This window comes from Rhizobium lentis (assembly GCF_014200175.1).
GTDB lineage: Bacteria > Pseudomonadota > Alphaproteobacteria > Rhizobiales > Rhizobiaceae > Rhizobium > Rhizobium mulingense.
The window spans coordinates 1-26,253 of sequence record NZ_JACHBD010000017.1 but is presented as its reverse complement, the minus strand read 5'-3'; the positions used below and the strand labels follow the sequence as shown (position 1 = coordinate 26,253).

Genomic DNA, 26,253 nt, shown 5'->3' with positions numbered 1-26,253 from the left:
TGAGATATCGCAATGCAGCAATTACGTCCACCGGTGGGGGCACATCTTGGCGATGAAAAGCCGAAGTGCAAGATAAAAATGCAAACATATAAGGCAGATTGATCAATCGGGAAGCCTTCAATCCCCGATATCAGGCGCTTTCGCTATTAGGACTGCCAGCGGTGACGGCACGCTTGTGAGCAACCGCAACGCGGGAAGCGAAAAACCGGCGGCAAGGCTGACGATTTCGCCCTCGGGGGGGACGCGGTTTTCGCCGGAAGCACTGCCCGGAAGCACGGCATAATGCATGGCCGCCTGAGGGATATGGTCCAGTCGGACGATGCCGGTGCCGCGCAGTTCGATCAGCCCGGCGATCGATGGCGGGCAAGTGGCGATCACCGTGCCTGCCTCTTCTGACAGAAGCACCTGATCGTCGGCAACCAGCGCCGTGAACAGACCGAGACGCCGAGCCTCGGTCATGCAGGTGAAAGCCAGCATCGATTTCCCCCAGCCGGAGGGCCCGCTGAACAGGAGTCCCGTCCTGCCCACGACGATCGCTGTCGCATGGATGTTGGGAGCCTCGCTCATGCTGCGGCATCGAGGGGCAGAGCGAGGATGAAGCGCGCGCCGAGTATGCGCCCGCTATCGCCCTCGGTGATGTTTTCCGCCCTCAGCGAACCGCCATGAGCTTCGGCGATCTGCCGGCTGATCGAAAGGCCAAGGCCGGAATTCTGGCCAAAACCTTCCGATTCCGGCCGGTCCGTATAGAAGCGCTCGAAGATGCGGTCAATATTCTCCGCCTGGATGCCGGGACCGTTGTCCTCGATGGTGGTGACGCAGCGCGACCGTGTGCGCACCAGTCGCACGGTGATCTTGCCGCCCTTCTCAGGCACGAAGGATCGGGCATTTTCGATCAGATTCGTTATGATCTGGCCGATGCGCAGGTCGTGGCCGTTGACGACGAAGCGCGTCTTGATGTTCGGCTTGCGCTCGATCGCATATTCGATCTCCACCTGCTTCTTGCTGCCCCTGATCTGGCGGGACACTTCGATCAGGTCGCGCAGCAGCACTTCCATATCGACGGAGCCGGCATCGACGCGTGCGAGTTCGGCATCGAGACGCGAGGCATCGGAAATATCGCTGATCAAGCGGTCGAGACGGCGCACGTCGTGCTGGATGACATCCAGCAGTCGTTTCTTAGAATCCTCGGATTTGGCGAGCGGCAGCGTTTCGACGGCGCTGCGCAGCGAGGTCAGCGGGTTCTTGAGTTCGTGGCTGACATCGGCCGCAAAGCTCTCGATCGCATCGATGCGGTCGTAAAGTGCCGTCGTCATCTCGCGCAAGGCGATGGAAAGATTGCCGATTTCATCCTGGCGGGCGGAGAAGTCGGGGATCTGCTCGCGTGTTTTGGCGCCGCGGCGCACCCGGATGGCCGCTGCCGAAAGACGGCGCAGCGGATTGGCGATGGTCGACGACAGCACCAGCGAAAGCAACACGTTGACAAGCGTCGCCACGCCGAAGACCCGCATGATGGCCAGCCGTTCGGCATGCACGATATTGTCGATGTCGCCGGCCTGCGTCGACAAGAGTAGCACGCCGAGCACGGCGCGGAAGCGCTGAATCGGCACGGCGACGGAAACGATGAGTTCGCCCTTCTCCGTGGTGCGCACGACCGCGCCGCGCACGCCGGTCAGCGCGTTCATCACCTCGGGATAGATCGACCCGTCTCCGCCCGGTGCTTCCTTATAGAGCGGCAGATTGCCGGGCTGCAGCGCCTTGTTGAACAGGGTCGCGAACCAATCGCTCCAGGTCTGCTTCTCTTCCTCGACCGGCGGCAGGTCGAAGCGCAGCACCTGGCCGCGCGAATATAGGTGACGCGAATCGAGCAGCAGATTGGCGTCGGCATCGAAGATGCGGGCGCGCGTGCGCGTTGGAGAGATCAGCCGGCGCAGGACGGGGGCGACCTTCTCGGGATCGATCGGAAACTCCAGGTCCTCGTCGTTCGGCACCGGGGTGATGCTCTGGCCCGCCTGCAGTTCGAGCAGCTTCTGCGGATCGATGGTGATCGAATTTGTATCGACAGATGCGGAGGCCGAAACGGCCCCCGCGATGATCTCACCCTGCGTCAACAGGCTTTCTGCGCGGGCGTCGATCAGGCCTTCGCGAAACTGGTTGAGGTAAAGGATGCCGCCGACGAGCACCAGCAGCGCGACGAGATTGAAGAAGACGATGCGCCGCGTCAGGCTCGAAAAGACGGCATTGCCGAAGATGCGGCGAATCAGCGTGAAGGGATGCGACCAACGGCGGCCTCGGACGCGACGGGTGCTCACGCCCTCCGCATCGTCCAGATCCCTTTCCTGCACCAATTGTGCCAATGACAGGCCCTTTCGAAGGGCGGGGCCGGATAACCGGCCCGCAACCCTCAACTATGTCTCGCGCTGCGCCGTCGAGGCTCAGGCTGCTTCGCGGAATCGGTATCCCACTCCGTAGAGCGTTTCAATCATATCAAAATCGGTATCGACCATCTTGAATTTCTTGCGCAGCCGCTTGATGTGGCTGTCAATCGTCCGGTCGTCGACATAAACCTGTTCATCATAGGCGGCATCCATCAGCGCGTCGCGGCTCTTGACGACGCCCGGACGCTGCGCCAGCGAATGCAGGATCAGGAACTCGGTCACCGTCAGCGTCACCGCTTCGCCCTTCCAGGTGCAGGTATGCCGCTCCTGGTCCATGACCAGCTGGCCACGCTCCAGCGAACGGGCCTGCTGCACGGCCCCGGCCTTCGGCGTGCCGCTCGGGCTCGTGCCGCCGGCGGCCGCGGCTTCGCGGCTCGAAGCGCGACGCAGGACGGCGCGCACGCGCTCCACCAGCAGGCGCTGCGAGAAAGGTTTGGTGATGAAATCGTCGGCGCCCATCTTCAGGCCGAACAGCTCGTCGATCTCCTCATCCTTGGAGGTGAGGAAGATGACCGGGATATCCGATTTCTGCCGCAGGCGGCGCAACAGCTCCATGCCGTCCATGCGCGGCATCTTGATATCGAAGATCGCCAGCTGCGGCGGTCGCGCCAGAAGGCCGTCGAGCGCCGAGGCACCGTCCGTATAGGTCTCGACCTTATATCCTTCGGCCTCCAGTGCGATCGACACCGAGGTGAGGATGTTGCGGTCGTCGTCAACGAGCGCGATTGTCGGCATGGTGTTGGTCTCCGTCATCAGTGCGCAATCTCCCGGATTTTCGTCGTCCCCAGGCGGTCTCAATGACCGGATGCGCTTATGGAGGATAAAGGTGGAACAAATTGTGGCAAAGATAAAGGGAGGATTGTCGTAAAAATTCCCCACAATCTCAAGTAGCGCGACAAACTGTTGCAACGCGACCTCTTCAAACGATTTAAAATACCATCGAGAAATTTAAATCGATTAATACTTTGATATTACTGAACTTTCTCAATTTTAGTCTCTTGTGTTTTAAAATTTCTACCCTTATTTTCGCAGTCAGTTTTAACGGCAACGCGCCTGAGCGAAGGGAAGTAGCCATGGAAAAGTTCGGAGTTCATAACCCGGCAACGGAGCTCGCAACGGTTGGATTGGGCGGCGCAGCCAGCGTTCGCTATAACTTTTCTGCCGCAGCGCTCTATGAAGAATCCATCCGCCGGGGTGAAGCCGAACTGACCGCTCAGGGCGCGCTCAGAGCTCTCACCGGTCAGCATACGGGCCGCTCGCCGCGCGACAAGTTCGTCGTTCGTGATGCCAATACCGATGGCCAGATCTGGTGGGACAACAACAAGCCGCTCTCGCCGGAGCATTTCGCGCTGCTGCGCGACGATATGCTGGCCCATGCCGCCGGCAAGGACCTTTTCGTCCAGGACCTCATCGGCGGCGCCGAGGAAGGTCATGCCCTGCCGACCCGCGTCGTCACCGAATTCGCCTGGCATTCGCTGTTCATCCGCAATCTTTTGATCCGCCCGGAGACGGCGGCGCTCGCCGCCTTCGTGCCGAAGCTGACGATCATCGACCTGCCAAGCTTCAAGGCCGATCCGGCCCGCCACGGCTGCCGCACGGAAACGGTGATCGCTTGCGATCTCACCAACGGCCTCGTCCTTATCGGCGGCACGTCCTATGCCGGCGAAATGAAGAAGTCGGTCTTCACCGTGCTCAACTATCTGCTGCCGGCCAAGGGCGTGATGCCGATGCACTGCTCGGCCAATGTCGGCCCCGATGGCGATGCGGCCGTCTTCTTCGGTCTTTCCGGCACGGGCAAGACGACGCTTTCGGCCGATCCGGCGCGCACGCTGATCGGCGACGACGAGCACGGCTGGAGTGAGAACGGCATCTTCAACTTCGAAGGTGGCTGCTACGCCAAGACCATCCGTCTGTCGGCCGAGGCCGAGCCGGAAATCTATGCGACGACCCAGCGCTTCGGCACCGTGCTCGAAAATGTCGTGCTGAACGACCGCCGCGAGCCCGATTTCGACGACGGGTCGCTGACCGAAAACACCCGCTGCGCCTATCCGATGCATTTCATCCCGAACGCCTCGGCAACGGGCCGGGCCGGGCATCCGAAGACGATCATCATGCTGACCGCCGATGCCTTCGGCGTCATGCCGCCGATCGCCCGGCTGACGCCGGATCAGGCGATGTACCACTTCCTCTCCGGTTACACCGCCAAGGTGGCCGGCACTGAAAAGGGCGTCGTCGAGCCGGAAGCGACCTTCTCGACCTGCTTCGGCGCGCCCTTCATGCCGCGGCATCCGGCCGAATACGGCAACCTGCTCAAGGATCTGATCGGCCGCCACGGCGTCGAATGCTGGCTTGTCAATACCGGCTGGACCGGCGGCGCCTACGGCACCGGCAAGCGCATGCCGATCAAGGCGACGCGCGCGCTGCTCGCCGCCGCCCTCAGCGGCAAACTCGGCCAGGTCGAATTCCGCACGGATGCGAATTTCGGCTTCGCCGTGCCGGTTTCCGTCGACGGTGTCGACGGCGGCATTCTCGATCCGCGCTCGACCTGGGCCGACAAGCCGGCCTATGACGCGCAGGCCGAAAAGCTGGTTTCGATGTTCATCGCCAACTTCGCCAAGTTCGAGAATCACGTCGACGGCGGCGTCCGCGATGCGGCACCCGGCGTCAAGGTCGCCGCCGAATAAGCTGAGCCCGTCCTAAAACAACGTCTCTGACTCACGTGAAACCCGGCATCGCAGGATTGCCGGGTTGTTCGATTGACGGCCGATATTTTCAACCGGCTGCCGATATGAGATAGAACGCCACATGGCCAGCGACGCGCTCTATATCGACGACAGGATCACCATCTCAGGATGGGAGCTGACGGAACAGTTCGTTCTGGCAGGCGGCCCCGGCGGTCAGAACGTCAACAAGGTTTCGACGGCGGTCCAGCTGTTTTTCAACGTCGCGAATTCGCCTTCGCTTAATGACCGCGTCAAGGCCAATGCGATCAGGCTTGCCGGCCGGCGCCTGTCGAAGGACGGCGTGCTGATGATCGAGGCAAGCCGCTTTCGCAGCCAGGATCGCAACCGTGAGGACGCGCGCGAACGGCTGAAGGAACTGATTCTGGAGGCAGCCAAGCCACCGCCGCCGCCGCGCAAGAAGACCAAGCCGACCAAAGGTTCGGTCGAACGCCGTCTGAAGGAAAAATCCGGCCGCTCGGAAGTCAAGAAAATGCGCGGCCGTCCCGGTGGCGGCGACTGACATGCCCGAACTGTCGAACGGCGTCCGCCATCTGCCTGAATATCTCGACCGGTCGCGTCAGGAAGCGCTGGTCGAGGTGATCCGTGCCGTGGTCGCCGAGGCGCCGCTTTTCGTGCCCGCCATGCCAGGCACCGGCAAGCCGATGTCGGTGCGCATGACCAATTGCGGGCCGCTCGGCTGGGTGACGGACAAGGAGCGCGGCTATCGCTACCAGCCGACGCATCCTGTCACCGGCAGGCCCTGGCCTGATATGCCGCAGTCGTTGCTCGAGATCTGGAATGACGTGTCGGGTTATGAAAAACCGCCGGAAGCCTGCCTCGTCAACTTCTATTCCGACGACGCGCGCATGGGCCTGCATCAGGATAAGGACGAGCGCAATCTGCAGGCGCCTGTCGTCTCGATCTCGCTCGGCAATAGCTGCCTCTTTCGCGTCGGCGGTCTCAGCCGCAACGATCGCACGCTATCTTTCAAACTGTCGAGCGGCGATCTGGTCGTATTGGGCGGCGAGGGAAGGCTGTGTTTCCACGGCGTCGACCGGATTCATCCCGCAACATCGACGCTGTTGAAGAATGGCGGCCGCATCAATCTAACGCTGCGCCGCGTCAATCCCTGAGGCTGATAGATCGACTGCTACAATTTTCGCAGCGCCACCTGTTCGATCAGGTGATCCTTGCCCTTTTTGAGGATGAGATCGGCGCGTGGCCGTGTCGGCAGGATGTTCTGGCGCAGGTTCTTTAGGTTGATATTCGTCCACAGATCTGCGGCGATATCGAGAGCTTCCGCATCGCTGATCGAGGCATAGCGATGGAAGTAAGAGTTCGGATCGCGGAAGGCGGTCTCCCGTAGCCGCATGAAGCGCGTGACGTACCAGTTATGAATTTGATCTTCCGCGGCATCAATATAGATCGAGAAGTCGAAGAAGTCAGACACCATCGGCACGATCTTGCCGTCGGCCGGCAGGTCGCGCGATTGCAGCACATTGATGCCTTCGAAGATCAGGATGTCGGGCCGGTCGACGATTTTGTACTCGTCCGGGAGCACGTCATAAACGAGATGCGAATAGCAGGGTGCCCGCACGTCCGGTCGGCCGGCCTTGATCGCCGAGAGGAAGCGCAGGATCGCGGCCGTGTCGTAGCTTTCCGGAAAACCCTTGCGCTGCATCAGCTTTTCCCGCTGCAGCACGGCGTTTGGATGCAGGAAGCCGTCGGTCGTGATGAGATCGACCTTCGGACTGGAGGGCCAGCGCCCCAGCAGTTCCTTGAGGATACGGGCGGTGGTCGATTTTCCCACCGCGACCGAGCCGGCGATGCCGATGACGAAGGGCGTTTTCGTCACGTCGGAGAGGCTCAGGAAGCGGTTGCGCTGTTCGAACAGCATTTGCGAGGATTCGACATGCGCTGACAGCAGCCGCGACAGCGACAGATAGATGCGCCTGACCTCGTCGAGATCGATCGGGTCGCCCATCGAACGCAGCCGCTTGACCTCGTCGCTGGTCAGCGTCAGTGGCGTGTCGGCGCGGAACTTCGCCCATTGTTCGGAAGAGAAGAAGTGGTACGGCGAATAGGATTCGGACTGGAAGTGATCCAATGTTTCCGGCACCCCAATGATCTCAGTCGCGATACTCATGAACTCTGCCGATTGGCCTTTTCCTTGAGACCGGACTGCGCGGTTCTGCGCTCGAGTTCGGCCATGACATTCTCTAACGGTATTTCAGCAATCTTCAATACGACCAATAGGTGATAGAGCACGTCGGCGGCTTCATAGGTCAGATTGTCACGGTCGCCGGTCGCCGCCGCCATCACGGCTTCGATCGCCTCCTCGCCAAGCTTCTTTGCCGCTTTCGGCTGGCCGCCGGCCACGAGTTTGGCCGTCCAGGACTGCTCCGGCGAGGCCTTCGATCGCTCTTCAACGATCCTTTCGAGATCGGAAAGGGAAAATCCGCTCATATATCCGCTTTCAAGCCTCAGTCGAGACGCATGTCGATGCCGCACTTCGACATATAGTGTTTCGCCTCGCTGACGGAATAGGTGCCGAAGTGGAAGATCGAGGCGGCGAGAACGGCATTGGCGTGTCCTTCCTTCACCCCGGCGACGAGGTCGTCGAGGTCGCCGACACCACCTGAGGCAATGACGGGCACGCGAACCGCGTCGGCGATCGCCCGGGTCAGTTCCAGGTCGTAGCCGACCTTGGTGCCGTCGCGGTCCATCGACGTGACCAGAAGCTCGCCGGCGCCGCGCGCCACCATCTTCTGGGCGAATTCGACGGCGTCGATGCCGGTCGCATTGCGGCCGCCATGTGTATAGATTTCCCAGGCACTGAGATTGTCCCCGCCGACCGCCTGCGTGAGCCTGCGCTTGGCGTCGATCGAGACGACGATGCACTGGTCGCCGAACTTGTCGGCCGCCTCGGCGACGAAGTCGGGATTGCTGACCGCAGCCGAGTTGATCGAAACCTTGTCGGCGCCGCACAGCAGCAGCCTGCGGATATCGGCGATGGTACGCACCCCGCCGCCGACCGTCAGCGGCATGAAGCACTGGTCGGCCGTGCGCGACACGACATCGAAGATCGTTTCGCGATTGTCCGATGAAGCGGTAATGTCGAGGAAGCAGAGTTCGTCGGCGCCGGCCTCATCATAGGCTTTCGCCGCTTCGACGGGATCGCCGGCATCGACGAGATTTAGGAAGTTGACGCCCTTGACGACGCGGCCGTCCTTCACGTCGAGGCAGGGGATGACACGGGCCTTGAGGGTCATTTAAGCGGTCTCCTTGGCTCTGCTGGCCTTGATCAGCGCCAGCGCTTGCCTGGGGTCGATACGGCCGTCATAAAGAGCCCGGCCCGAAATCGCGCCTTCGAGCTTGCCTGCATCGGGTTCCAGCATGCGTGTGACGTCGTCGAGCGAGGCAAGACCGCCGGAGGCGATGACGGGAATGGAGACGGCACCGGCAAGTTCCAGCGTCGAAGCCCAGTTGATGCCGGCAAGGATGCCGTCGCGGTCGATATCGGTGTAGATGATCGCGGCGACGCCCGCGCCTTCGAATTTTTGGGCGAGCTCGACGACGCCGAGTTCCGAAGCCTCAGCCCAGCCTTCTACGGCCACCTTGCCGCCCTTGGCGTCGATGCCGACGGCGACGTGACCGGGAAATTTCCGGCAGGCCTCAATGACCAGATCAGGATTTCTGACCGCCACCGTGCCGAGAATGACGCGCCGCAGCCCGCGCGCGAGCCAGGCCTCGATATGATCGAGCGTGCGGATGCCGCCGCCGAGCTGCACCGGATTCTTCGTAGCCTTTAGGATCGCTTCGACGGCGTCGCCATTCGCCGAATGTCCCGCAAAGGCGCCGTCGAGATCGACCACGTGCAGCCATTCGAAACCCTGGTCTTCGAAGGATTTCGCCTGGGCGGCTGGATCGGTGTTATAGACCGTCGCCTGCTGCATGTCGCCGAGCTTCAGGCGGACGCATTGGCCGCCCTTCAGATCGATCGCGGGAAAAAGGATCATGTCGTCTTACGTCCGTAAAGTGGTCGATACCATCAGCGCATTCCACGCATCTACGATATCCGAGCGGAAAAAGACAGCGGCAATGGTGGCCGCGCCGAAAAGCAGAAGCAGCAGCAGGGTGACGGTCAAGCCGGCGCGAACCTGGCGCCAGAAGCCGAGGCGCCGCTTCATCGATTTCTCGATGTCGCGCACCTCCCGGAGCGCCTGGCTGTTGACGGCGGCGAGCCGGATTTCCGGCTCCATCGCCTCCACATAGGTTTCGGCATAACTTGCAAGGATCTGCGAGGCGCGGTCGCGCAGCGTATTGCGCAGGTCGGTCGAGAGATAATTGCCCGAGACGGCGGCAAGCTCTGCCTCGTTGGGCGAACGGCCGGCATTGCGCTTGCGGTAGCTGAGCACGAAATCGCGCTTCTGCCGCTCATAAAGGGCATAGGCAAGCAGGCCGATCAGATCGTCCTCGCCTTCGATATAAAATTCCAGCACGGCTTCCGTGATGTCGCCGGCGTTGATGCCGTTGGCGCGCAGCTGCGAATTCTCGTTGCCGGCAAGGAATTCATGGATCATCGGTCCAGCCTTTCTGTCAACGACTTGGCCGCATTGGAAAGCGCTCTCCGGTGAATGGCCTCATCCACACGGCGGATGATCGTTCCATCGGTAAGCCGGATGTCCGAGAAGGGCGGCAGCCCCTCTCTGGAGGGTCTCAGCATATAGAACACCTTGCCTGATTTCCGCGAAGCCGGCATCGAGCGCACTCCTGTTCCCGTGTTTCATAAAGGGAAAATAAGGCGGCGGTATTACGGGTTCCAGCGCAGGAAATTGGCGATCAGGGCGAGGCCAAGCTTCTGGCTCTTTTCCGGGTGAAACTGAGCGCCCACCATGTTGTCGCGCCCGACGAGAGCCGTCATCGGCCCGCCATAATCGACCGTCGCAATGACGTCGTCGGCATTTTCGGCGGCAAGATGGTAGGAATGCACGAAATAGGCGTGCAAGCCCCCGGAGCCCGTTGGAATGCCGTCGAAGAGCGGATGTTCGCGCTTCAGGTCGAGCGTATTCCAGCCGATCTGTGGAATTTTCAGCGCGGGATCGTAAGGTGTCATCTCGATGACGTCACCGGGGATCCAGCCGAAACCGCGCGTCACTGTCTTCTCAAGTCCGCGCGAGGACATGAGCTGCATGCCGACGCAGATGCCGAGGAACGGCCTTGCCCTCTTTTCGACAGCCTCAACCAGCACCTCGGCCATGCCGGGCACGGCATCGAGGCCGCGCCGGCAATCGGCATAGGCGCCGACGCCCGGAAGGACGATGCGATCGGCGGCGGCAACGTTTTCCGCTTTGTCGGTGAGATCGATCTGCGTATCGATGCCCGCCTCGCGCGCGGCCCGCTCGAAAGCCTTGGTGGCCGAGCGCAGATTGCCGGAACCATAGTCGATAATTGCGACGCGCATCGTCAGCGTCCTCCATCAAATCCAAAGAGACCAAGCGATGTAGCCTGGCCATGCGGGCTGTTCGGTCGGGTCTTGTTCTCCCAGCCCGGCACGGTGGCGTCAGTATCGGCCTGGACCGCCTTGTCGGAAAAGTAGACGTCTTCGGCAATGCCCGTCGTATCGGCTGCAATGAGTGCGTCTTCGTTCCAGCCGTGGCCGGCGAGATTGCGAATACGGAGGTTCTGGCCCTCGAGGCCGACCAGCAGGTTCACGCCCAGCGTGATTGCCGCTCCCGCCGGCCAGAGACCCGGTTCGTCCATCAGCGCGCCGCCGATTGCCTGCAACAGAAAGGCCGCCGCCGCGTATAGCCACAGCCGATGGACCAGCAGCCAGACCCATGGAAACAGAAAACCGAGCCATGTGAAGCCGTCGCGGATCACCCGCGTCTCGTCAAGGTTGGTGCCTGCGCTGCCGGGCGGCGTCAGGAAAACATAGCTGGACGTCATTGTCGCCGCTCCCTTGAGAGGCTCAGACGAGCGTGCCCTTCGTTGAGGGAACACGGCCCGCCTGTCTCGGATCGATCTCTGTCGCCGTGCGCAATGCGCGGGCGACGGCCTTGAAGCATGTCTCGGCAATATGGTGGTTGTTGGCGCCATAATGGTTGAGAATATGCAAGGTGATGCCGGCATTCTGGGCGAGCGCCTGGAAGAATTCGCGGACGAGTTCGGTGTCGAAGGTGCCGATCTTCGGCGCACTGAAGGCGACGTTCCAGACGAGGAACGGCCGTCCGGAAAGATCGACCGCCGCTTTGGTCATCGTCTCGTCCATGGCAAGATCGATCGAGGCATAGCGGGTGATGCCGCGCCGGTCGCCGAGCGCTTTGGAGATCGCCTGACCGATCGCAATGCCGGTATCCTCGACCGTATGATGATCGTCGATATGCAGATCGCCCTTCGATTCGATCTCCATGTCGATGAGGGAATGCCGCGAAAGCTGGTCGAGCATATGGTCGAAGAAGCCGACGCCGGTCGAAATCTTCGATTTGCCGGTGCCGTCGAGATTGACCGAAACGGAAATCGAGGTCTCGTTGGTCCTGCGGGAAACGCTGCCCGTACGGCTTGCTGCGGTCTCGGCCATTTGGCCCTCCATCGGAATAAGGCCGTTCCTTATCAGGCGCATCGGCAAATATCCAGAAGCCGGGGAAGAGAAAAGTCGGCCCATTTGCAATCGGCTCCGGCCTGCTTACATAGGGCTCAACAAGGCCGATGTACGGTCGAGGTAAAAGCCCGCGTCATGGGCAGACAGGTGTTTTATGACAACGATCATTACTGTTCGAAAAGGCGGCAAGGTGGTGATGGCGGGTGACGGCCAGGTGAGCCTCGGCCAGACCGTGATGAAGGGCAATGCCCGCAAGGTGCGCCGCATCGGCAAGGGCGAAGTGATCGCCGGTTTTGCCGGCGCCACCGCCGATGCCTTCACCCTTCTCGAGCGGCTTGAAAAGAAGCTGGAGCAATATCCCGGCCAGCTGATGCGCGCCGCTGTCGAGCTCGCCAAGGACTGGCGCACTGACAAATACCTGCGTAATCTCGAAGCCATGATGCTCGTCGCCGACAAGTCGATTACGCTCGCGATCACCGGCAACGGCGACGTGCTGGAGCCGGAACACGGCACGACGGCGATCGGTTCGGGCGGCAATTTTGCCCTCGCGGCTGCCTTGGCACTCATGGATACCGACAAATCGGCCGAAGAGATCGCCCGCCGCGCTCTCGATATCGCGGCCGACATCTGCGTCTACACGAACCATAATGTCGTAATGGAAGTGCTGGATGCCGAAGGCTGAACCCTATGCCTTCCGGCCGCTTGCCGTGGCTGATCTGCCGCTCCTTGCCAAATGGCTGGAAAGCCAACATGTCAGGCGCTGGTGGCGCGATCCGGCCGAGGCGCTGGCTTCAATGGAAGAGCATATCGATACGGCCTCCGTCTCTTGCTTCATGGTCACGCTGAATGGAAAGGAATTCGCCTTTATCCAGGCCGCCAATCTCGACGACGAGGACGATGAAGCGCTCGCCGGCCAGCCGAAGGGCACCTACGGCATCGACCAGTTCATCGGCATAGAGGAACTCGTTGGCAAAGGTCACGGACCGGCCTTTATGATAGGGTTCTGCGATATGCTCTTCGCAAAGGGCGCGCAGCGGATCCTCGTCGATCCGCATCCTGACAATGTTTTCGCAATCAGAGCCTATACCAAGGCGGGCTTTCAAGGACTTGGCGAAACAACGACTAATTACGGCCGGGCACTGTTGATGGCCCTGGACCGCCAGGAGAATGATACGCAATGACCACCTTTTCCCCCCGCGAGATCGTTTCCGAACTCGATCGCTACATCATCGGCCAGCATGACGCCAAACGTGCCGTTGCGATTGCGCTGCGCAATCGCTGGCGCCGCCAGCAGCTCGACCCGAGCCTGCGCGACGAAGTCATGCCGAAGAACATCCTGATGATCGGCCCGACCGGTGTCGGCAAGACGGAGATCTCCCGCCGCCTGGCAAAACTCGCCGGCGCGCCCTTCATCAAGGTGGAGGCGACAAAGTTCACCGAGGTCGGCTATGTCGGCCGCGATGTCGAGCAGATTATCCGCGACCTGGTCGAGGTCGGCATCGGCCTGGTGCGCGAAAAGAAGCGGGCCGAGGTTCAGGCCAAGGCGCATGTGAGCGCAGAGGAGCGTGTCCTCGATGCGCTGGTCGGCACGACGGCTTCGCCCGCCACCCGCGAAAACTTCCGCAAGAAGCTGAGGGACGGCGAACTCGACGACAAGGAAATCGACATCGAAGTGGCCGATACCGGTTCCGGCATGGGCGGCTTCGAGATCCCCGGCATGCCGGGCGCCAATATCGGCGTGCTCAATCTGTCGGAAATGTTCGGCAAGGCGATGGGCGGGCGCACCAAGAAGGTCCGCACGACGGTCAAGGCCTCCTATACCGACCTGATCCGCGACGAGTCCGACAAACTGATCGACAATGAGGTGATCCAGCGCGAGGCCGTTCGTTCGACCGAGAATGACGGTATCGTCTTCCTCGACGAAATCGACAAGATCGCAGCCCGCGACGGCGGCATGGGCGCCGGCGTTTCGCGCGAAGGCGTGCAGCGCGATCTGCTGCCGCTCGTCGAAGGCACGACCGTCTCGACCAAATACGGGCCTGTGAAGACCGATCATATCCTGTTCATCGCCTCCGGCGCCTTCCATGTCTCCAAGCCTTCGGATCTGCTGCCGGAACTGCAGGGCCGTCTGCCGATTCGCGTCGAGTTGCGTCCGCTGAACAAGGAGGATTTCCGCCGGATCCTGACCGAGACGGAGGCGAGCCTCATCCGCCAGTATCGCGCGCTGATGGAAACCGAAAGCCTGAGCCTGGATTTCAGCGACGACGCGATCGACGCGCTGGCCGATGTCGCGGTGCATTTGAACTCCTCCGTCGAGAATATCGGCGCGCGCCGCCTGCAGACGGTGATGGAGCGGGTGCTGGACGATATTTCCTACAACGCCCCGGATCGCGGCGGCACGGCCATCACCATCGACGCCGCCTATGTGCGCGAACATGTCGGCGATCTCGCGCAGAATACCGATCTCTCGCGCTTCATCCTGTGATCTCGGCGCACCGCTTCGTCTCTTTGCCGGCGTGAATGCCGCATTGTGACGAACTCCACTCTCGACAGCGGGCCTTTTACTTTCTAGTGAAGGCCCGTTTTGTTTTCCGCTCCGGCTTTATTCGGCCAAGATTCTGGTCCAGTCAGCCGCATCGCAAGCAGGACGATGAATGGACGGGATAGCGGATCGTGCGACGCCTTTTGACAAGCCTTTTGATTGCCGCTGCCCTGGTGAATTCGGCGCCGGCCTTCGCAATGCAGACGGTTCCGGCGGGCAACCGTCACGTCGAGCAGCCCGATATTCCGGGTGCTTCCGTTCGCCGCACCAAGGGCACGAAGAGCAGCTTCGATCTGAAATACGAAAAGGTCCATGAGCTTCTGGCGACCGATCGGGAGCTGATAGCGAAAATCCGCAAGGTCTCCAGCGCTTACGGCATCAATCCCATCCATGTCGTCGGCGCCATCGTCGGCGAGCACACCTATAATGTCGATGCCTATGACCGGCTGCAGGCCTATTACGTCAAGGCCGCCTCCTATGCCGGAGAAAGCTTCCGCTTCGCCTATGACGGCGAAAACGTTGATGATTTCGTGGCGCGGCCGCAATTTGCTCAGTGCAAGGGCAAGAGCGATTCCTACACGCTCTGGTCCTGCCGGGAAGATGTCTGGGAAAGCGATTTCCGCGGCAAGACGGTCGGCGGCCAGAGCTTCCCCAATAACCGCTTCAGCGCGGTCTTCTTCCAACCCTTTTATGCCGGCCAGACTTTCGGCCTTGGCCAGGTCAATCCGCTGACGGCGCTGATGCTCTCGGATCTCGTCAGTCGCGTGTCGGGTTATCCGAAGCTGAACGAGAAGAATGCCGGCGCCGTCTACCGGGCGATCATGGACCCCGATATCTCGCTCGCCTTCGTCGCCGCTTCCATCCGCAGGTCGATCGACGACTATAAAGAGATTGCCGGCATGGATATCTCGGGCAATCCCGGCCTGACGGCGACTCTTTATAATGTCGGCAATTCGCGCCAGCGCGCCGCGGCACTCGCTGCGAAAAACCGGTCTTCCGTTGCGACCGTTTGGCCCGAAGAGAATTATTACGGCTGGCTGATCAACGACAAGCTGGACGAACTCAAGGGCCTGCTCTAGCTTCAAGCCTGACGGGAAGCGTTGATCTTCCCCGAAAGGCTTTTTCCGATGGACATGCGCCCTGATCCCTTCGTTCCGCCGGCGCCGCTGCCGCGCACCGTGCCGCCGAGCCGGCTTGAGATCATCCGCATCATCCTGCGCAATCCGCTCGAACTGTGGGGCGAGCCGTCCTACACGCTGCCCTGGATCAAGACGAGTTTCTTCGGTCAGCACACCCTGATAGTCAACGATCCCGGGCTGATCAAGCATGTGCTGGTCGACAATGCAACGAACTATCGCATGTCTGACATTCGCCAGCTGGTGCTGCGGCCGATCCTGCGGGATGGCCTGTTGACGGCCGAAGGCCAGGTCTGGAAACGGTCGCGAAAGGCGGTCGCGCCCGTCTTCACACCGCGCCATGCCAAAGGTTTCGCCGGCCAGATGCTGCGGCAATCCGAAGAATACGTCCGCAAATACGAGGGCGCCGTTCCGGCTGGCCAGATCTTCGACATCGCCGCCGACATGACCGATCTCACCTTTGCGATTCTTGCCGAAACGCTTTTCTCCGGCGAAATCGTCTCCTCCAGCGGCCATTTTGCTGACGACGTCAACGAACTTCTCCACCGCATGGGCCGCGTCGATCCGATGGATCTGTTGCGCGCGCCCTCCTGGGTGCCGCGGCTCACCCGCATCGGCGGCCAGAAGGTACTGGAGAAATTCAGGGCGATCGTGCGCGATACCATGGACATGCGGCTTGCGAAGATGAGGGCTGACCGCGCCACAGCACCGGACGATTTTCTGACGCTGCTTCTCGAGCAGACCGGTCCCGACGGCCTGACCAAGGAGGAGATCGAGGACAATATCCTGACCTTCATCGGCGCCGGCCACGAGACGACTGCGCGGGCGCTCGCCTGGACGCTTTATTGCGTCGCTAACAGCCCGCATATTCGTGAAGCCATGGAGGCGGAGATCGATAGTATTCTGGCTACCGACGCCGAGCCGGTCGAATGGCTGGATCTCATGCCGGTGACGCGGGCAGCGTTCGAGGAGGCGCTCAGGCTTTATCCGCCCGCACCCTCGATCAATCGCGCCGCGATCGCCGATGACGTCTGGACCAATGCGAAGGGCGAAAAGGTCGAGATCCCGGCCGACATCACCGTGCTCATCATGCCCTGGACGCTGCATCGTCACGAACTCTATTGGGACAGGCCACGCGCCTATATGCCGGAACGCTTCTTTCCTGAAAATCGCGGCAGCATCGGCCGTTTCCAGTTCCTGCCGTTCGGCGCCGGCCCGCGCGTCTGCATCGGTGCGACTTTCGCGTTGCAGGAGGCGGTGATCGCGCTTGCCGTCATGATGCACCGCTTTCGCTTCGACCAGACGGAAGCGACCAACCCCTGGCCGGTGCAGAAGCTGACGACGCAGCCGCAGAACGGACTGCCGATGGGCGTGACGCCGCGCATAATTTCCCGTGCGGCATAAATCTTTCGAATTATTGCGGAATTGACTGTGAATGAAAGCCGGGCAAAGTGGCAGCATTCAAAGTCGTTGCCAGGGAGAATGTCGCATGAGCCGCGTTGATAAGAACGGTCTTGCCGTCGAATCCGTCCTTCATGATTTCCTCGTCCAGGAAGTTCTGCCCGGTCTGGCGATCGATGCGGACAAGTTCTTTGCCGATTTTTCGGCGATCGTCCATGATCTCGCCCCCAGGAACCGGGCGCTGTTGAACAAGCGCGACGAGCTGCAGCTCAAGATCGACGACTGGTATCGCCAACATGGCGCTCCGACCGATATGGATGAGTACCAGTCCTTCCTGCGCGCAATCGGTTATCTCCTACCCGAGGGGTCGGACTTCCAGGTTTCGACCCAGAATGTCGATCCCGAGATCGCCACGATCGCCGGTCCGCAGCTCGTCGTTCCCGTCATGAACGCGCGTTATGCTCTCAACGCCGCCAATGCCCGCTGGGGTTCGCTCTATGATGCGCTCTACGGCACGGACGCCATCCCCGAGAGCGACGGCGCCGAAAAGGGCAGGGGATACAACCCGAAGCGCGGCGAGAAGGTCATCGCCTGGGTGCGCGATTTCCTCGATACATCAGTGCCGCTGCAGGACAGCCACTGGAAGGATGTCGCAAGCTTCGCCGTCAGGGATGGAGCGCTCATCATCCGATCGACCGATGGCGAGCAGGCAGTGCTGAGGGACGGTGGGCATTTTGCCGGCTATCGCGGCGATGCCGCCGCTCCGACGCATCTTCTCCTGAAGAACAACGGCATCCACATCGAGATCGTCATCGATGCGGCAACGGCGATTGGCAAGACCGATCCGGCCCATATTTCCGATGTCTGGCTGGAATCGGCGATCACCACGATCATGGACTGCGAGGATTCGATTGCCGCCGTTGACGCCGAGGACAAGGTCGTCGTTTACCGCAACTGGCTCGGCCTGATGAAGGGCGATCTGCAGGAAGAGGTCGCAAAAAGCGGCGCGAGCTTCATCCGCAAGCTCAACCCGGATCTGGACTATATAGGTCCGGATGGGACCGCCTTCGAGCTGCATCGCCGCTCGCTGATGCTGGTGCGCAATGTCGGCCACCTGATGACCAATCCTGCCATTCTCGACCGCGATGGCAACGAAGTGCCTGAGGGCATCATGGATGCCGTCATCACCGCCCTGATCGCGCTTTACGATATCGGCTCGGCCGGCCGGAAGAAGAATTCCCGCACCGGCTCCATGTATGTGGTCAAGCCGAAAATGCATGGACCGGAAGAAGTCGCCTTCGCCGCCGAGATCTTCTCGCGGGTCGAAGATGCGCTTGGGCTGGTGCGCAACACCATCAAGATGGGCATCATGGACGAGGAGCGCCGCACCACGGTCAATCTCAAGGAATGCATCCGCGCCGCCCGCGAGCGTGTCGTGTTCATCAATACCGGCTTCCTGGATCGCACCGGTGACGAGATTCACACCTCGATGGAAGCCGGCCCGATGATTCGCAAGGGCGACATGCGTCAGGCCGCCTGGATATCGGCCTATGAGAACTGGAATGTCGACATCGGCCTCGAATGCGGCCTTTCCGGCCATGCGCAGATCGGCAAGGGCATGTGGGCGATGCCGGATCTGATGGCGGCGATGCTGGAGCAGAAGATCGCCCATCCCAAGGCCGGCGCCAACACCGCCTGGGTCCCGTCGCCGACGGCCGCGACCCTGCATGCCACCCACTATCACCGTGTCAATGTCGCCAAGATTCAGCAGGGACTGAAGGACCGCGCCCGCGCCAAACTATCCGACATTCTCTCGGTGCCGGTCGCGGTGCGGCCGAACTGGTCTCAGGAGGAAATCCAGCGCGAACTCGACAACAATGCCCAGGGCATCCTCGGCTATGTCGTGCGCTGGGTCGATCAGGGCGTCGGTTGCTCGAAGGTGCCCGATATCAACAATGTCGGCCTGATGGAGGATCGCGCCACTTTGCGCATTTCGGCCCAGCACATGGCGAACTGGCTGCATCACCAGGTGGTCAGCGAAGCTCAGATCGTCGAAACGATGAAGCGCATGGCCGCCGTCGTCGACCGGCAGAACGAGCAGGACCCGGCCTATCAGCCTATGGCCGGTAATTTCGACGGGTCGATCGCTTTCCAGGCAGCCCTCGACCTCGTGTTGAAGGGCCGGGAGCAGCCGAACGGCTATACCGAGCCGGTGCTTCACCGCCGCCGCCTCGAGCTGAAGGCAAAGCGGGCCGGTTGAGAGGACAGTTGAGAAATGAAAAGGCCGCCGGAACGACAGTTCGGCAGCCTTTTTTATACCGAATTCAGTCTCTAGCTTACTGAATGACGATGACCTTGGAGGTGCCCTTGCCGGGACGGACGCGGCTGTAGAGGTCGATGACGTCCTGGTTCATCAGGCGAATACAGCCCGAGGAAGCGGCAGTGCCGATCGAAGACCATTCCGGCGTGCCGTGCAGGCGGAACAGCGTGTCCTTGCCATCCTCGTTGAAGAGATACATGGCGCGCGCGCCGAGTGGATTGGTGAGGCCGGGGCCCATGCCGTCTTCAACATATTTGGCGACATCAGGACGGCGTTCAGCCATTTCCTTCGGCGGGTGCCAGGTCGGCCATTCCTGTTTCCAGGCGACGTAGGCGGTGCCGGCCCATGCAAAGCCCTGCTTGCCGACGCCGATGCCATAACGCATCGCCTTGCCGTTGGGGAGGATGTAATAGAGGAAGCGCTCGCGCGTGTTGACGATGATCGTTCCCGGACGCTCGGTGGTCTGGTAGCTGACGACCTGGCGGCGGAACTGCGGCTTGACCCGATCGATCGGGATCGCCGGCAGGGAGTATCCGGCATCCTTCGTCACGCCATAGGCGTCATTGAAGATTTGGGCTGTCTGGACCGTGGGGCCAGCGCCCTTGTCGTCGACGGAGGCGCTGTCGGAGCTCGTGGAGCAACCGGCCAGCGCGAGCGTCGTCAGCAGGCCAAATACAGGGAATGCATTGCGGAAGCGCATAGATGACTCTTGAAGTTTTGCGGCAGGGAGAACGGTCTTTCGACCATCGTTGATTATGGTTTATTTTCGATTAACTTGCGCTTTGCAAGGCTGCTGCGGCGCGGCGAATTCGTCCGCCGCGCAAATTAAAAGCGCATGGTTTTTTTGCAACAACCTGCACAGCCCCACGATGGTTATCCATGACGATTTTGAGCGTTTACAATAACAATCCGTTAATCGATGGCCGGCAATCGGACAGGGCCATGATGGTGCGGAGGGGCACGCAGATATTGCTGCATGAAATGCGCCACGCGGTGCTGCCCGAACTGCCGCTAGCGAGCGGGCGCCGCGCCGATCTGATCACGCTTTCGGAAAAGGGCGAGGTCTGGATCATCGAGATCAAGACCTCGATCGAAGATTTCCGGGTCGATCGCAAATGGCCGGAATACAGGCTGCATTGCGACCGCCTGTTCTTTGCCACGCATCAAGATGTGCCGCTCGACATCTTTCCTGAGGAATGCGGGCTTTTCCTCTCGGATGGCTATGGTGCCCATATGATTCGCGAGGCGCCGGAACATCGTATGGCGCCCGCCACCCGCAAATCCCTCACACTCAATTTCTCGCGTGCCGCCGCGCAAAGGCTGATGATGGCCGAATGGGCGAACGGAAAACCGCTCACCGTCGACGACGTCTGAGGGATGCCATCCTATTTCGGCGCGCGTTTGGCGAGAATGCGCTGCAGCGTCCGCCGGTGCATGTTGAGCCGGCGCGCCGTTTCCGAGACATTGCGCTCGCACATTTCATAAACCCGCTGAATGTGTTCCCAGCGCACGCGATCGGCCGACATCGGATTTTCAGGGAGTTCGGCCTTTTCGCCCGGCCTCTGCGTCAGCGCCGAAAAGACGTCGTCGGCATCTGCGGGTTTTGCCAGATAATCGACGGCTCCGAGCTTCACGGCCGTCACCGCCGTCGCGATATTGCCGTAGCCGGTGAGCACGATGATTCGCGTGTCGTCGCGCCGCTGGCGGATCGCTTCGATGACATCGAGCCCGTTGCCGTCGCCGAGCCGGAGATCGACCACTGCATATTTCGGCGGCCTGCCTTTCGATTTCGCAACGCCTTCCGCCACGGACTCAGCCGTTTCCACCTGAAAGCCGCGCGTCTCCATCGCCCGCGCGAGACGGCGCAGAAACGGCCCGTCGTCGTCGACGATCAGCAGGCTGGCGTCGGGCCCGATATGGTCTTCATCCGATGCGGCCAAATTTTCATGATTCTGTTCTGTCATCGTCTCAGGTCCCGGCGCTTGAACGCCCGATCTTGTTCAACCGTTTCTCGTTCTACTTATGCCGATAAACTCATTTTGTCGAATTTGCGTCGAGCAGCATTCGCGGCCATTCGATGCGGATGCGCGCGCCGGCTCTCTCCGGCTCGCGGTTCTCGAAAATCAGCGATGCGCCGGAGCGCTCCAGCAGCGTCTTGGCGATGAATAGTCCAAGCCCGAGGCCCCCGGCCGTATCTTCCTTCTGCCGTCTGGTCACATAGGGCTCGCCGATTCGGGTCAGGATGTCGGGCGAATAACCGTTGCCGTCGTCCTCGATGACGATCAGCACCTTGTCGTGATCGTGCTCGACGGTGATTGTCACTTTCTCCCTGGCATAGTCGACGGCATTCTCAATGAGGTTGCCGAGTCCGTACATGATCCCGGCATTGCGATCGGTGACCGGCTCGCTCTTGCGCGGGCTTTTTTCGATCAGCTCGAGCGCGATGCCGAATTCCCGGTGCGGCGCAACGATCTCCTCGATCATCGAGGAAAGCGGCAGCCGGCGCATATGCGCCTCGTTTTCGGAAGACAGCGTCGTCAGCCGCCGCAGGATGTCACGGCAGCGTTCGCTCTGGCTGCGCAGCAGCATGACGTCCTCGCGGAACCGATCGTCATCCTTCAGTTCCCGCTCCATTTCCTTGGCAACGACGCTGATCGTCGCAAGCGGCGTGCCGAGTTCGTGGGCGGCCGCCGCCGCCAGCCCGTCGAGCTGTGAAAGGTGTTTTTCCCGCTGCAGCACCAGTTCGGTCGCGGCCAGCGCATCGGCAAGCTGGCTCGCCTCCATCGAAACGCGGTAGGCGTAGAAAGCGGCAAATGCCATTGTCGAGGCGATCGAGCACCAGACGCCGAACTGCATGACATTGTGCACGTTGATCTCGACCCCGTCGAACCAGGGCAGCGGAAAAGGCGAAAAGGCAAGTACCGTGATGCAGACCATCGCGATGCCGATCAGTGCGGTGCTGTAGCGGATTGGCTGCGAGGCAAAGGAGATGATGACAGGCACGCAGACGAGGGCAGCGAAGGGATTAGCAAGACCGCCGGTGATGAAGAGCAGCGCGCAGAGCTGCAAAAGATCGAAGTCGAGCAGCGCAAAGGCGGCCGGCGGTTCCAGCCGATGCGTCGGCGGGTAGCGGATCGTCAAATAGAAATTCACCCAGGCAAGAGCGGCAATCAGTGAAGAGCTGGCGATCAGCGGCAAGGGAAATTTCAGCCAAAAGGCGACGATGAAAACCGTCAGCGCTTGCCCGCCGACGGCAAGCCAGCGCAGCCGCACCAGCGTCTGCAGGCGCAGTCTCCGGCTGCTGTGTCGATCCTCCATCGTATGGCTTACTGGCTTGTCGATCATTCCGCAGGGTTCCTTGGGTCGCCCTCATGTACCACGCGGCTTTGCCCGTGTCGTCGGTAATGCCTCTTCCGGACGCTCCGGCCAGGGATGGCGTGGGTAGCGCCCCCGCATCTCGGCGCGCACGTCCTTCCATGAGCCGGCCCAGAAGCCCGGCAAGTCGCGTGTCGTCTGGATCGGCCGGTGCGCCGGCGACGTCAGTTCCAGCAGCAGCGGCAAACGGCCTCCGGCAATCGCCGGGTGCTGCTTGAGCCCGAACAGCTCCTGCACACGGATCGTCAGCACCGGCTCTTCGCCTTCATATTGAATCGGATGCCGTTGGCCGGTCGGTGCCTCGAAATGCGTCGGGGCAAGCCGGCTGAGATCACGCTGCAAGTCGTGCGGAACCAGTGACATCAGCCCCGTGGAGAGCCCGCCCGGCGATATGTCCGAGAGGCCGCGGGCGTCGCTCTGAAACGGCGCGAACCATTCGTCCATTCGGGAAAGTAGCGCGGCGTCGCCGACATCCGGCCAGGGGTCGCCGATCGTCCTGTGAAGGAACCCGATCCGCTCGCGAAGCTGAATGGCTTCCTTCGAGAAAGCAAGCTGATCGAGCCCGAGTTCGCGTACGCCTTCCATCAGCGCCTCGGTCACGGCTGTCCCGGAAGGGCGCGGGAGGGGCGTCTCGTCGAAGATGATCGCGCCGAGCCGGGTCGCGCGCCGCGCCCGTGTCTGCCGGCTCTGCCGGTCGAAGAATACCTGGTCGTCGGTTCTGATTTCGCCGGGCAGCTCGGCTTCGATATCGCCGCGCGTCACCTCGGCGGCCGCCAGAACCCGCGCCTGCGCCGCCCGGCCGGTGAGATCGGCGATGACAAGCATCCGGCTGCCGGCGAGCCTCTCGGTTTCCGGCACTTCCGCGCCCCGTCCGTTAGCCATCACGAATCGTCCGCGTCCGCCGCGCTGAAGCGCTATTCTGTCCGGGAAGGCGTGCAGCAGCAGCTGCCCCGCCAGCGCCGGCGCCGCTGCCTCAACTCTGTCGAGGCCGTTCGCCAGCCGCCCTGCCAGCCGCCGCGAGGCCTCCGCCCTTTCGCCGCGCTCGGCCTTGAAGCGCCGCAGCCGCTCCTCTATATCGAGGCTCGTTCCGCCTATCCCCTGTTCGGTCAGCAGCACCGCGATTAATGCCGCGTCCCGGGCATGCCCCGATTCGCCCGCCGACACGACCATCGCGGCAAGCCGTGGCGGCAGGGCGAGATCGCGCATAACCTTGCCGCGCGCGGTCAGCATTCCGTCCTTGTCGAGCGCGCCGAGCTGAGCAAGCAGCGTCCGTGCTTCCTTCAGCGTGGTTTCCGGCGGCTCATCGACAAAGGCGAGCGATGCCGGGTCCTGAACGCCCCAGTGCGCGAGATCGAGCACCAGCCCGGAAAGATCGCTCGAAAGGATCTGCGGCGGCGCGAAGGCCGGTAGCGCCGCCGTCTGTCCCTGGTGCCACAGCCTAACGGCGATGCCCGGTTCCGTTCGCCCGGCGCGGCCGGCTCGCTGATCGGCCGAAGCCCGCGACACGCGCACCGTCTCGAGACGGGTGATTCCGGTCGATGCCTCGAACACCGGCAGACGCTGCAACCCGCCGTCGATGACGATCCTCACGCCGTCGATGGTGATCGAGGTTTCGGCAATCGATGTCGCAAGCACGATCTTGCGCTGACCGGCGGCGGCGGGCCGGATCGCGGCGTCCTGTTCCTTCTGGCCAAGGTTGCCGTAAAGCGGCGCAATCAGCGTTTCGGGGCCGAATCGTCCCTGCAGCCGCTCTGCGGTCCGCGTGATTTCCGCCTGGCCCGGCAGGAAAGCAAGGATCGAACCGGTTTCGCTGGCATGCGCGTCGACAATCGCCCGCGTCACGGCATCTTCGATGCGTTCGCCGCCCGGCCGATCCTGATAACGGATATCGATGGGAAAGCTGCGTCCCAAGCTTTCGATGACAGGCGGATCTTCCAGCAGGGCGGCCACACGTTCGATGTCGAGCGTCGCCGACATCACCAGGATGCGCAAATCCTCGCGCAGGGCCGATTGAACGTCGAGCGCCAGCGCCAGCCCGAAATCGGCATCGAGCGAACGCTCGTGGAATTCGTCGAAGATCACGGTCGAGACGCCGGAGAGTTCGGGATCCTCGAGGACCATCCGGGCAAAAACCCCTTCCGTCACGACCTCGATCCGTGTAGCCGCCGATATCCTGTTGTCGAGGCGCATGCGGTAGCCGACCGTGCCGCCGACCTGTTGACCGATCAACGACGCCATCCGGCTTGCAGCCGCCCGCGCCGCCAGCCGCCGCGGTTCCAGCAGGATGATCCTGCCGTCGCCGCGCCAGGCTTGCTTGAGCAGGTAAAGCGGCACCAAGGTCGTTTTGCCGGCGCCGGGCGGTGCCGAAAGAACCGCGCGCTTCTGCTCGGCTAGCGCCGCGCCGATAGCCGGCAGGACATGTGAAACCGGAAGTTCCGGCAATGAAGGACTGATCGTCACTTTCGGCCCGTCACCGTTTCATACGCAAGAATCGCGCCGGCGAGATCTTCCAGCGCCGCGCCGACGGATTTGAACAGCGTGATTTCGGTCTCATCGCTTCGCCCGCCATGGGCGCCACTGACAAGTTCCGCAAGCTCCGCTCTTATGTCGCTTTCCCTCAGCACGCCGCTTTTCAGCGGCTGGACGATATCGCCCGCCTCGCTGATGGCGCCGGCGCGGGTATCGACATACACGCTGGCGCGGCGGATCGCCGCGTCATCGCTTTCGCGCATGCTCGGCTTGAAGGCGCCGACAAGATCGAGATGAGCGCCGGGTTTCAGCCATTCGCCTGAGATCAGCGGCTCATTGGAAAGCGTGGCGCAGGAGATGATATCGGCCTTTCGCGCTGCGGCTTCCGCATTCGCCACCGCCTCGGCATTCAGCCCGAGCGCTCGTGCCTCGGCGGCGATCCTTTCCGCAGCCTGTCCGTTGCGACCCCAGACCTGGTATTTCTTGATCGGCCGGATCGTGCCATGCGCGAGCATCAGATTGAGCGACAGCCGGCCGGTGCCGCAGACAAGCATCTCCTCGGCGTCGGCGCGGGCGAGATAGCGGGCTGCCAGCGCCGATGCCGCCGCCGTTCGTCGTGCGGTCAGCTCACCGCCGTCGATTGCAGCCAGCATCTCGCCGGTGGCGCCAGACGAAAGAAGATAGGTTCCGAAGATCGCCGGCAGACCGCGCCGCATATTGCCGGGAAAGACGGAGACCGTCTTCACCCCAGCATAACGCCCGGGAACCCAGGCCGGCATCAGAAGCAACGTGGCGCTCTCCTCGTTCGGCACTTCCATCTCATGATGATGGCGCACCGGCATGACGCAGTTGCTGTCGAACATGTCGGCGATCGCCGCGATCAGTTCCGGCCAGGGCAAGGCCGCGCGCGTTTGTTCTTCATCGAGGACAAGCATTCTTCGCTCCGCTGGATCATCATCGCTGCCAAATTAGCGAGCGTGCCGCGCCATAGGCAAGTGCCCTGGAATTTCGCCTCCGGCTTCCCATATAGGATCTTGTCTCCCTTGCCGAATGTCCTTGCCTCAGGATTCGGCAAAAACGAATCTCAAAACCGCCCCATCGGACGGCGGATTTGCTCGTTTTCGGAAACAACAGACAAAAGCCCTTCGTTTTCAACCTGTTACAAAAATGTCAAAAAACTTTTGGTATGGCTGTTGACTTGGAAAAGGGGTTGGTTCTATAAGCCCACTCACTGAACGAGGGCGGCGGCGC

At 61.6% G+C, this 26,253-nt stretch carries 27 protein-coding genes; 10 read left to right on the top strand and 17 right to left on the bottom strand.

Annotation, left to right across the window (positions count from 1 at the left end; translation table 11 throughout):
* Window positions 1–117 precede the first annotated feature (117 nt).
* The 3 genes from GGI60_RS28320 to GGI60_RS28310 all read right to left on the bottom strand — a co-directional run bounded on the left by GGI60_RS28320 (window position 118) and on the right by GGI60_RS28310 (window position 3,170).
* Window positions 118–567: an HPr kinase/phosphorylase gene (locus GGI60_RS28320; RefSeq protein ID WP_183919587.1), complete on the bottom strand. Its 450-nt coding sequence runs from the start codon at window positions 565–567 to the stop codon at window positions 118–120.
* On the bottom strand, window positions 564–2,354 hold the full coding sequence (locus GGI60_RS28315; RefSeq protein WP_183919589.1) for a sensor histidine kinase: 1,791 nt from the start codon (window positions 2,352–2,354) through the stop codon (window positions 564–566). Before GGI60_RS28315 ends, GGI60_RS28320 begins: the two co-directional genes overlap by 4 nt.
* 78 nt (window positions 2,355–2,432) lie before the next feature.
* A complete protein-coding gene (locus GGI60_RS28310; protein WP_190233656.1) occupies window positions 2,433–3,170 on the bottom strand; it encodes a response regulator transcription factor in 738 nt (245 codons plus the stop codon).
* Between the two features lie 338 nt (window positions 3,171–3,508).
* Here GGI60_RS28310 and GGI60_RS28305 point away from each other — a divergent pair, with 338 nt between their 5' ends.
* From GGI60_RS28305 to GGI60_RS28295, 3 genes are all read left to right on the top strand, one after another.
* On the top strand, window positions 3,509–5,119 hold the full coding sequence (locus GGI60_RS28305) for a phosphoenolpyruvate carboxykinase (RefSeq protein WP_097605766.1): 1,611 nt from the start codon (window positions 3,509–3,511) through the stop codon (window positions 5,117–5,119).
* A gap of 121 nt (window positions 5,120–5,240) precedes the next feature.
* Window positions 5,241–5,678 carry an alternative ribosome rescue aminoacyl-tRNA hydrolase ArfB gene (gene arfB, locus GGI60_RS28300; protein WP_037142462.1) on the top strand — a complete coding sequence of 146 codons (438 nt, stop codon included), beginning with the start codon at window positions 5,241–5,243 and terminating at the stop codon, window positions 5,676–5,678.
* A gap of 1 nt (window position 5,679) precedes the next feature.
* Window positions 5,680–6,291, top strand: a complete 612-nt coding sequence (locus GGI60_RS28295) for an alpha-ketoglutarate-dependent dioxygenase AlkB (RefSeq protein WP_183919592.1) — start codon at window positions 5,680–5,682, stop codon at window positions 6,289–6,291.
* Between the two features lie 17 nt (window positions 6,292–6,308).
* Here GGI60_RS28295 and coaA read toward each other — a convergent pair whose 3' ends face one another.
* Genes coaA through hisB form a run of 9 tightly spaced genes read right to left on the bottom strand, consistent with a single transcriptional unit; the run spans window position 6,309 to window position 11,738 of the window.
* A complete protein-coding gene (gene coaA, locus GGI60_RS28290; protein WP_183919594.1) occupies window positions 6,309–7,304 on the bottom strand; it encodes a type I pantothenate kinase in 996 nt (331 codons plus the stop codon).
* A complete protein-coding gene (locus tag GGI60_RS28285) occupies window positions 7,301–7,624 on the bottom strand; it encodes a phosphoribosyl-ATP diphosphatase (RefSeq protein WP_064686306.1) in 324 nt (107 codons plus the stop codon). The genes coaA and GGI60_RS28285 overlap by 4 nt, the downstream gene beginning before the upstream one ends.
* Window positions 7,625–7,641: 17 nt before the next feature.
* Window positions 7,642–8,430 (bottom strand): imidazole glycerol phosphate synthase subunit HisF, encoded by a 789-nt coding sequence (gene hisF, locus GGI60_RS28280; protein WP_183919596.1) that lies wholly within the window; start codon window positions 8,428–8,430, stop codon window positions 7,642–7,644.
* A complete protein-coding gene (gene hisA, locus GGI60_RS28275) occupies window positions 8,431–9,177 on the bottom strand; it encodes a 1-(5-phosphoribosyl)-5-[(5-phosphoribosylamino)methylideneamino]imidazole-4-carboxamide isomerase (RefSeq protein WP_183919597.1) in 747 nt (248 codons plus the stop codon).
* Between the two features lie 6 nt (window positions 9,178–9,183).
* Window positions 9,184–9,741 carry a hypothetical protein gene (locus tag GGI60_RS28270; protein WP_097584068.1) on the bottom strand — a complete coding sequence of 186 codons (558 nt, stop codon included), beginning with the start codon at window positions 9,739–9,741 and terminating at the stop codon, window positions 9,184–9,186.
* A complete protein-coding gene (locus GGI60_RS28265) occupies window positions 9,738–9,920 on the bottom strand; it encodes a hypothetical protein (protein WP_183919599.1) in 183 nt (60 codons plus the stop codon). The genes GGI60_RS28270 and GGI60_RS28265 overlap by 4 nt, the downstream gene beginning before the upstream one ends.
* A 51-nt stretch (window positions 9,921–9,971) precedes the next feature.
* Entirely contained in the window at window positions 9,972–10,622 is a 651-nt protein-coding gene (gene hisH, locus GGI60_RS28260; RefSeq protein WP_183919602.1) for an imidazole glycerol phosphate synthase subunit HisH, read from the bottom strand.
* A gap of 2 nt (window positions 10,623–10,624) precedes the next feature.
* Window positions 10,625–11,107, bottom strand: coding sequence for a DUF2628 domain-containing protein (locus GGI60_RS28255; protein WP_183919604.1), 483 nt, complete (start codon window positions 11,105–11,107; stop codon window positions 10,625–10,627).
* Window positions 11,108–11,129: 22 nt separating this feature from the next.
* A complete protein-coding gene (gene hisB, locus GGI60_RS28250) occupies window positions 11,130–11,738 on the bottom strand; it encodes an imidazoleglycerol-phosphate dehydratase HisB (protein ID WP_183919606.1) in 609 nt (202 codons plus the stop codon).
* A 175-nt stretch (window positions 11,739–11,913) separates the two neighbouring features.
* Between hisB and hslV the strand changes: the two genes are divergently transcribed.
* From hslV to GGI60_RS28220, 6 genes are all read left to right on the top strand, one after another.
* The gene (gene hslV / locus GGI60_RS28245) at window positions 11,914–12,441 is read left to right on the top strand and encodes an ATP-dependent protease subunit HslV (RefSeq protein ID WP_097605760.1); all 528 of its coding nucleotides are present in this window, start codon (window positions 11,914–11,916) and stop codon (window positions 12,439–12,441) included.
* A complete protein-coding gene (locus GGI60_RS28240) occupies window positions 12,428–12,940 on the top strand; it encodes a GNAT family N-acetyltransferase (RefSeq protein WP_183919608.1) in 513 nt (170 codons plus the stop codon). Before hslV ends, GGI60_RS28240 begins: the two co-directional genes overlap by 14 nt.
* Window positions 12,937–14,244 (top strand): ATP-dependent protease ATPase subunit HslU, encoded by a 1,308-nt coding sequence (gene hslU / locus GGI60_RS28235; RefSeq protein WP_183919610.1) that lies wholly within the window; start codon window positions 12,937–12,939, stop codon window positions 14,242–14,244. The genes GGI60_RS28240 and hslU overlap by 4 nt, the downstream gene beginning before the upstream one ends.
* 188 nt (window positions 14,245–14,432) lie before the next feature.
* Window positions 14,433–15,380, top strand: coding sequence for a DUF1402 family protein (locus tag GGI60_RS28230; protein ID WP_183919611.1), 948 nt, complete (start codon window positions 14,433–14,435; stop codon window positions 15,378–15,380).
* 48 nt (window positions 15,381–15,428) lie between these two features.
* Entirely contained in the window at window positions 15,429–16,841 is a 1,413-nt protein-coding gene (locus GGI60_RS28225) for a cytochrome P450 (RefSeq protein WP_183919613.1), read from the top strand.
* An 85-nt stretch (window positions 16,842–16,926) separates the two neighbouring features.
* Complete coding sequence (locus GGI60_RS28220) at window positions 16,927–19,098, top strand: malate synthase G (protein WP_183919615.1); 2,172 nt, start codon at window positions 16,927–16,929, stop codon at window positions 19,096–19,098.
* A gap of 76 nt (window positions 19,099–19,174) precedes the next feature.
* Here GGI60_RS28220 and GGI60_RS28215 read toward each other — a convergent pair whose 3' ends face one another.
* The gene (locus GGI60_RS28215) at window positions 19,175–19,858 is read right to left on the bottom strand and encodes a L,D-transpeptidase (protein WP_183919617.1); all 684 of its coding nucleotides are present in this window, start codon (window positions 19,856–19,858) and stop codon (window positions 19,175–19,177) included.
* Window positions 19,859–20,037: 179 nt separating this feature from the next.
* Here GGI60_RS28215 and GGI60_RS28210 point away from each other — a divergent pair, with 179 nt between their 5' ends.
* Window positions 20,038–20,532 carry an MmcB family DNA repair protein gene (locus GGI60_RS28210; protein WP_183919619.1) on the top strand — a complete coding sequence of 165 codons (495 nt, stop codon included), beginning with the start codon at window positions 20,038–20,040 and terminating at the stop codon, window positions 20,530–20,532.
* 11 nt (window positions 20,533–20,543) lie between these two features.
* On the opposite strand, the gene GGI60_RS28205 is transcribed toward GGI60_RS28210, so the two are convergent.
* The 4 genes from GGI60_RS28205 to GGI60_RS28190 all read right to left on the bottom strand — a co-directional run bounded on the left by GGI60_RS28205 (window position 20,544) and on the right by GGI60_RS28190 (window position 25,937).
* Window positions 20,544–21,122: an ActR/PrrA/RegA family redox response regulator transcription factor gene (locus tag GGI60_RS28205; RefSeq protein ID WP_183919621.1), complete on the bottom strand. Its 579-nt coding sequence runs from the start codon at window positions 21,120–21,122 to the stop codon at window positions 20,544–20,546.
* 70 nt (window positions 21,123–21,192) lie between these two features.
* Window positions 21,193–22,503, bottom strand: coding sequence for an ActS/PrrB/RegB family redox-sensitive histidine kinase (locus GGI60_RS28200; protein ID WP_183919623.1), 1,311 nt, complete (start codon window positions 22,501–22,503; stop codon window positions 21,193–21,195).
* 24 nt (window positions 22,504–22,527) lie between these two features.
* On the bottom strand, window positions 22,528–24,993 hold the full coding sequence (gene hrpB / locus GGI60_RS28195) for an ATP-dependent helicase HrpB (RefSeq protein ID WP_183919625.1): 2,466 nt from the start codon (window positions 24,991–24,993) through the stop codon (window positions 22,528–22,530).
* Window positions 24,990–25,937: an ornithine cyclodeaminase family protein gene (locus tag GGI60_RS28190; protein WP_183919627.1), complete on the bottom strand. Its 948-nt coding sequence runs from the start codon at window positions 25,935–25,937 to the stop codon at window positions 24,990–24,992. Before GGI60_RS28190 ends, hrpB begins: the two co-directional genes overlap by 4 nt.
* Between the last annotated feature and the right edge of the window lie 316 nt (window positions 25,938–26,253).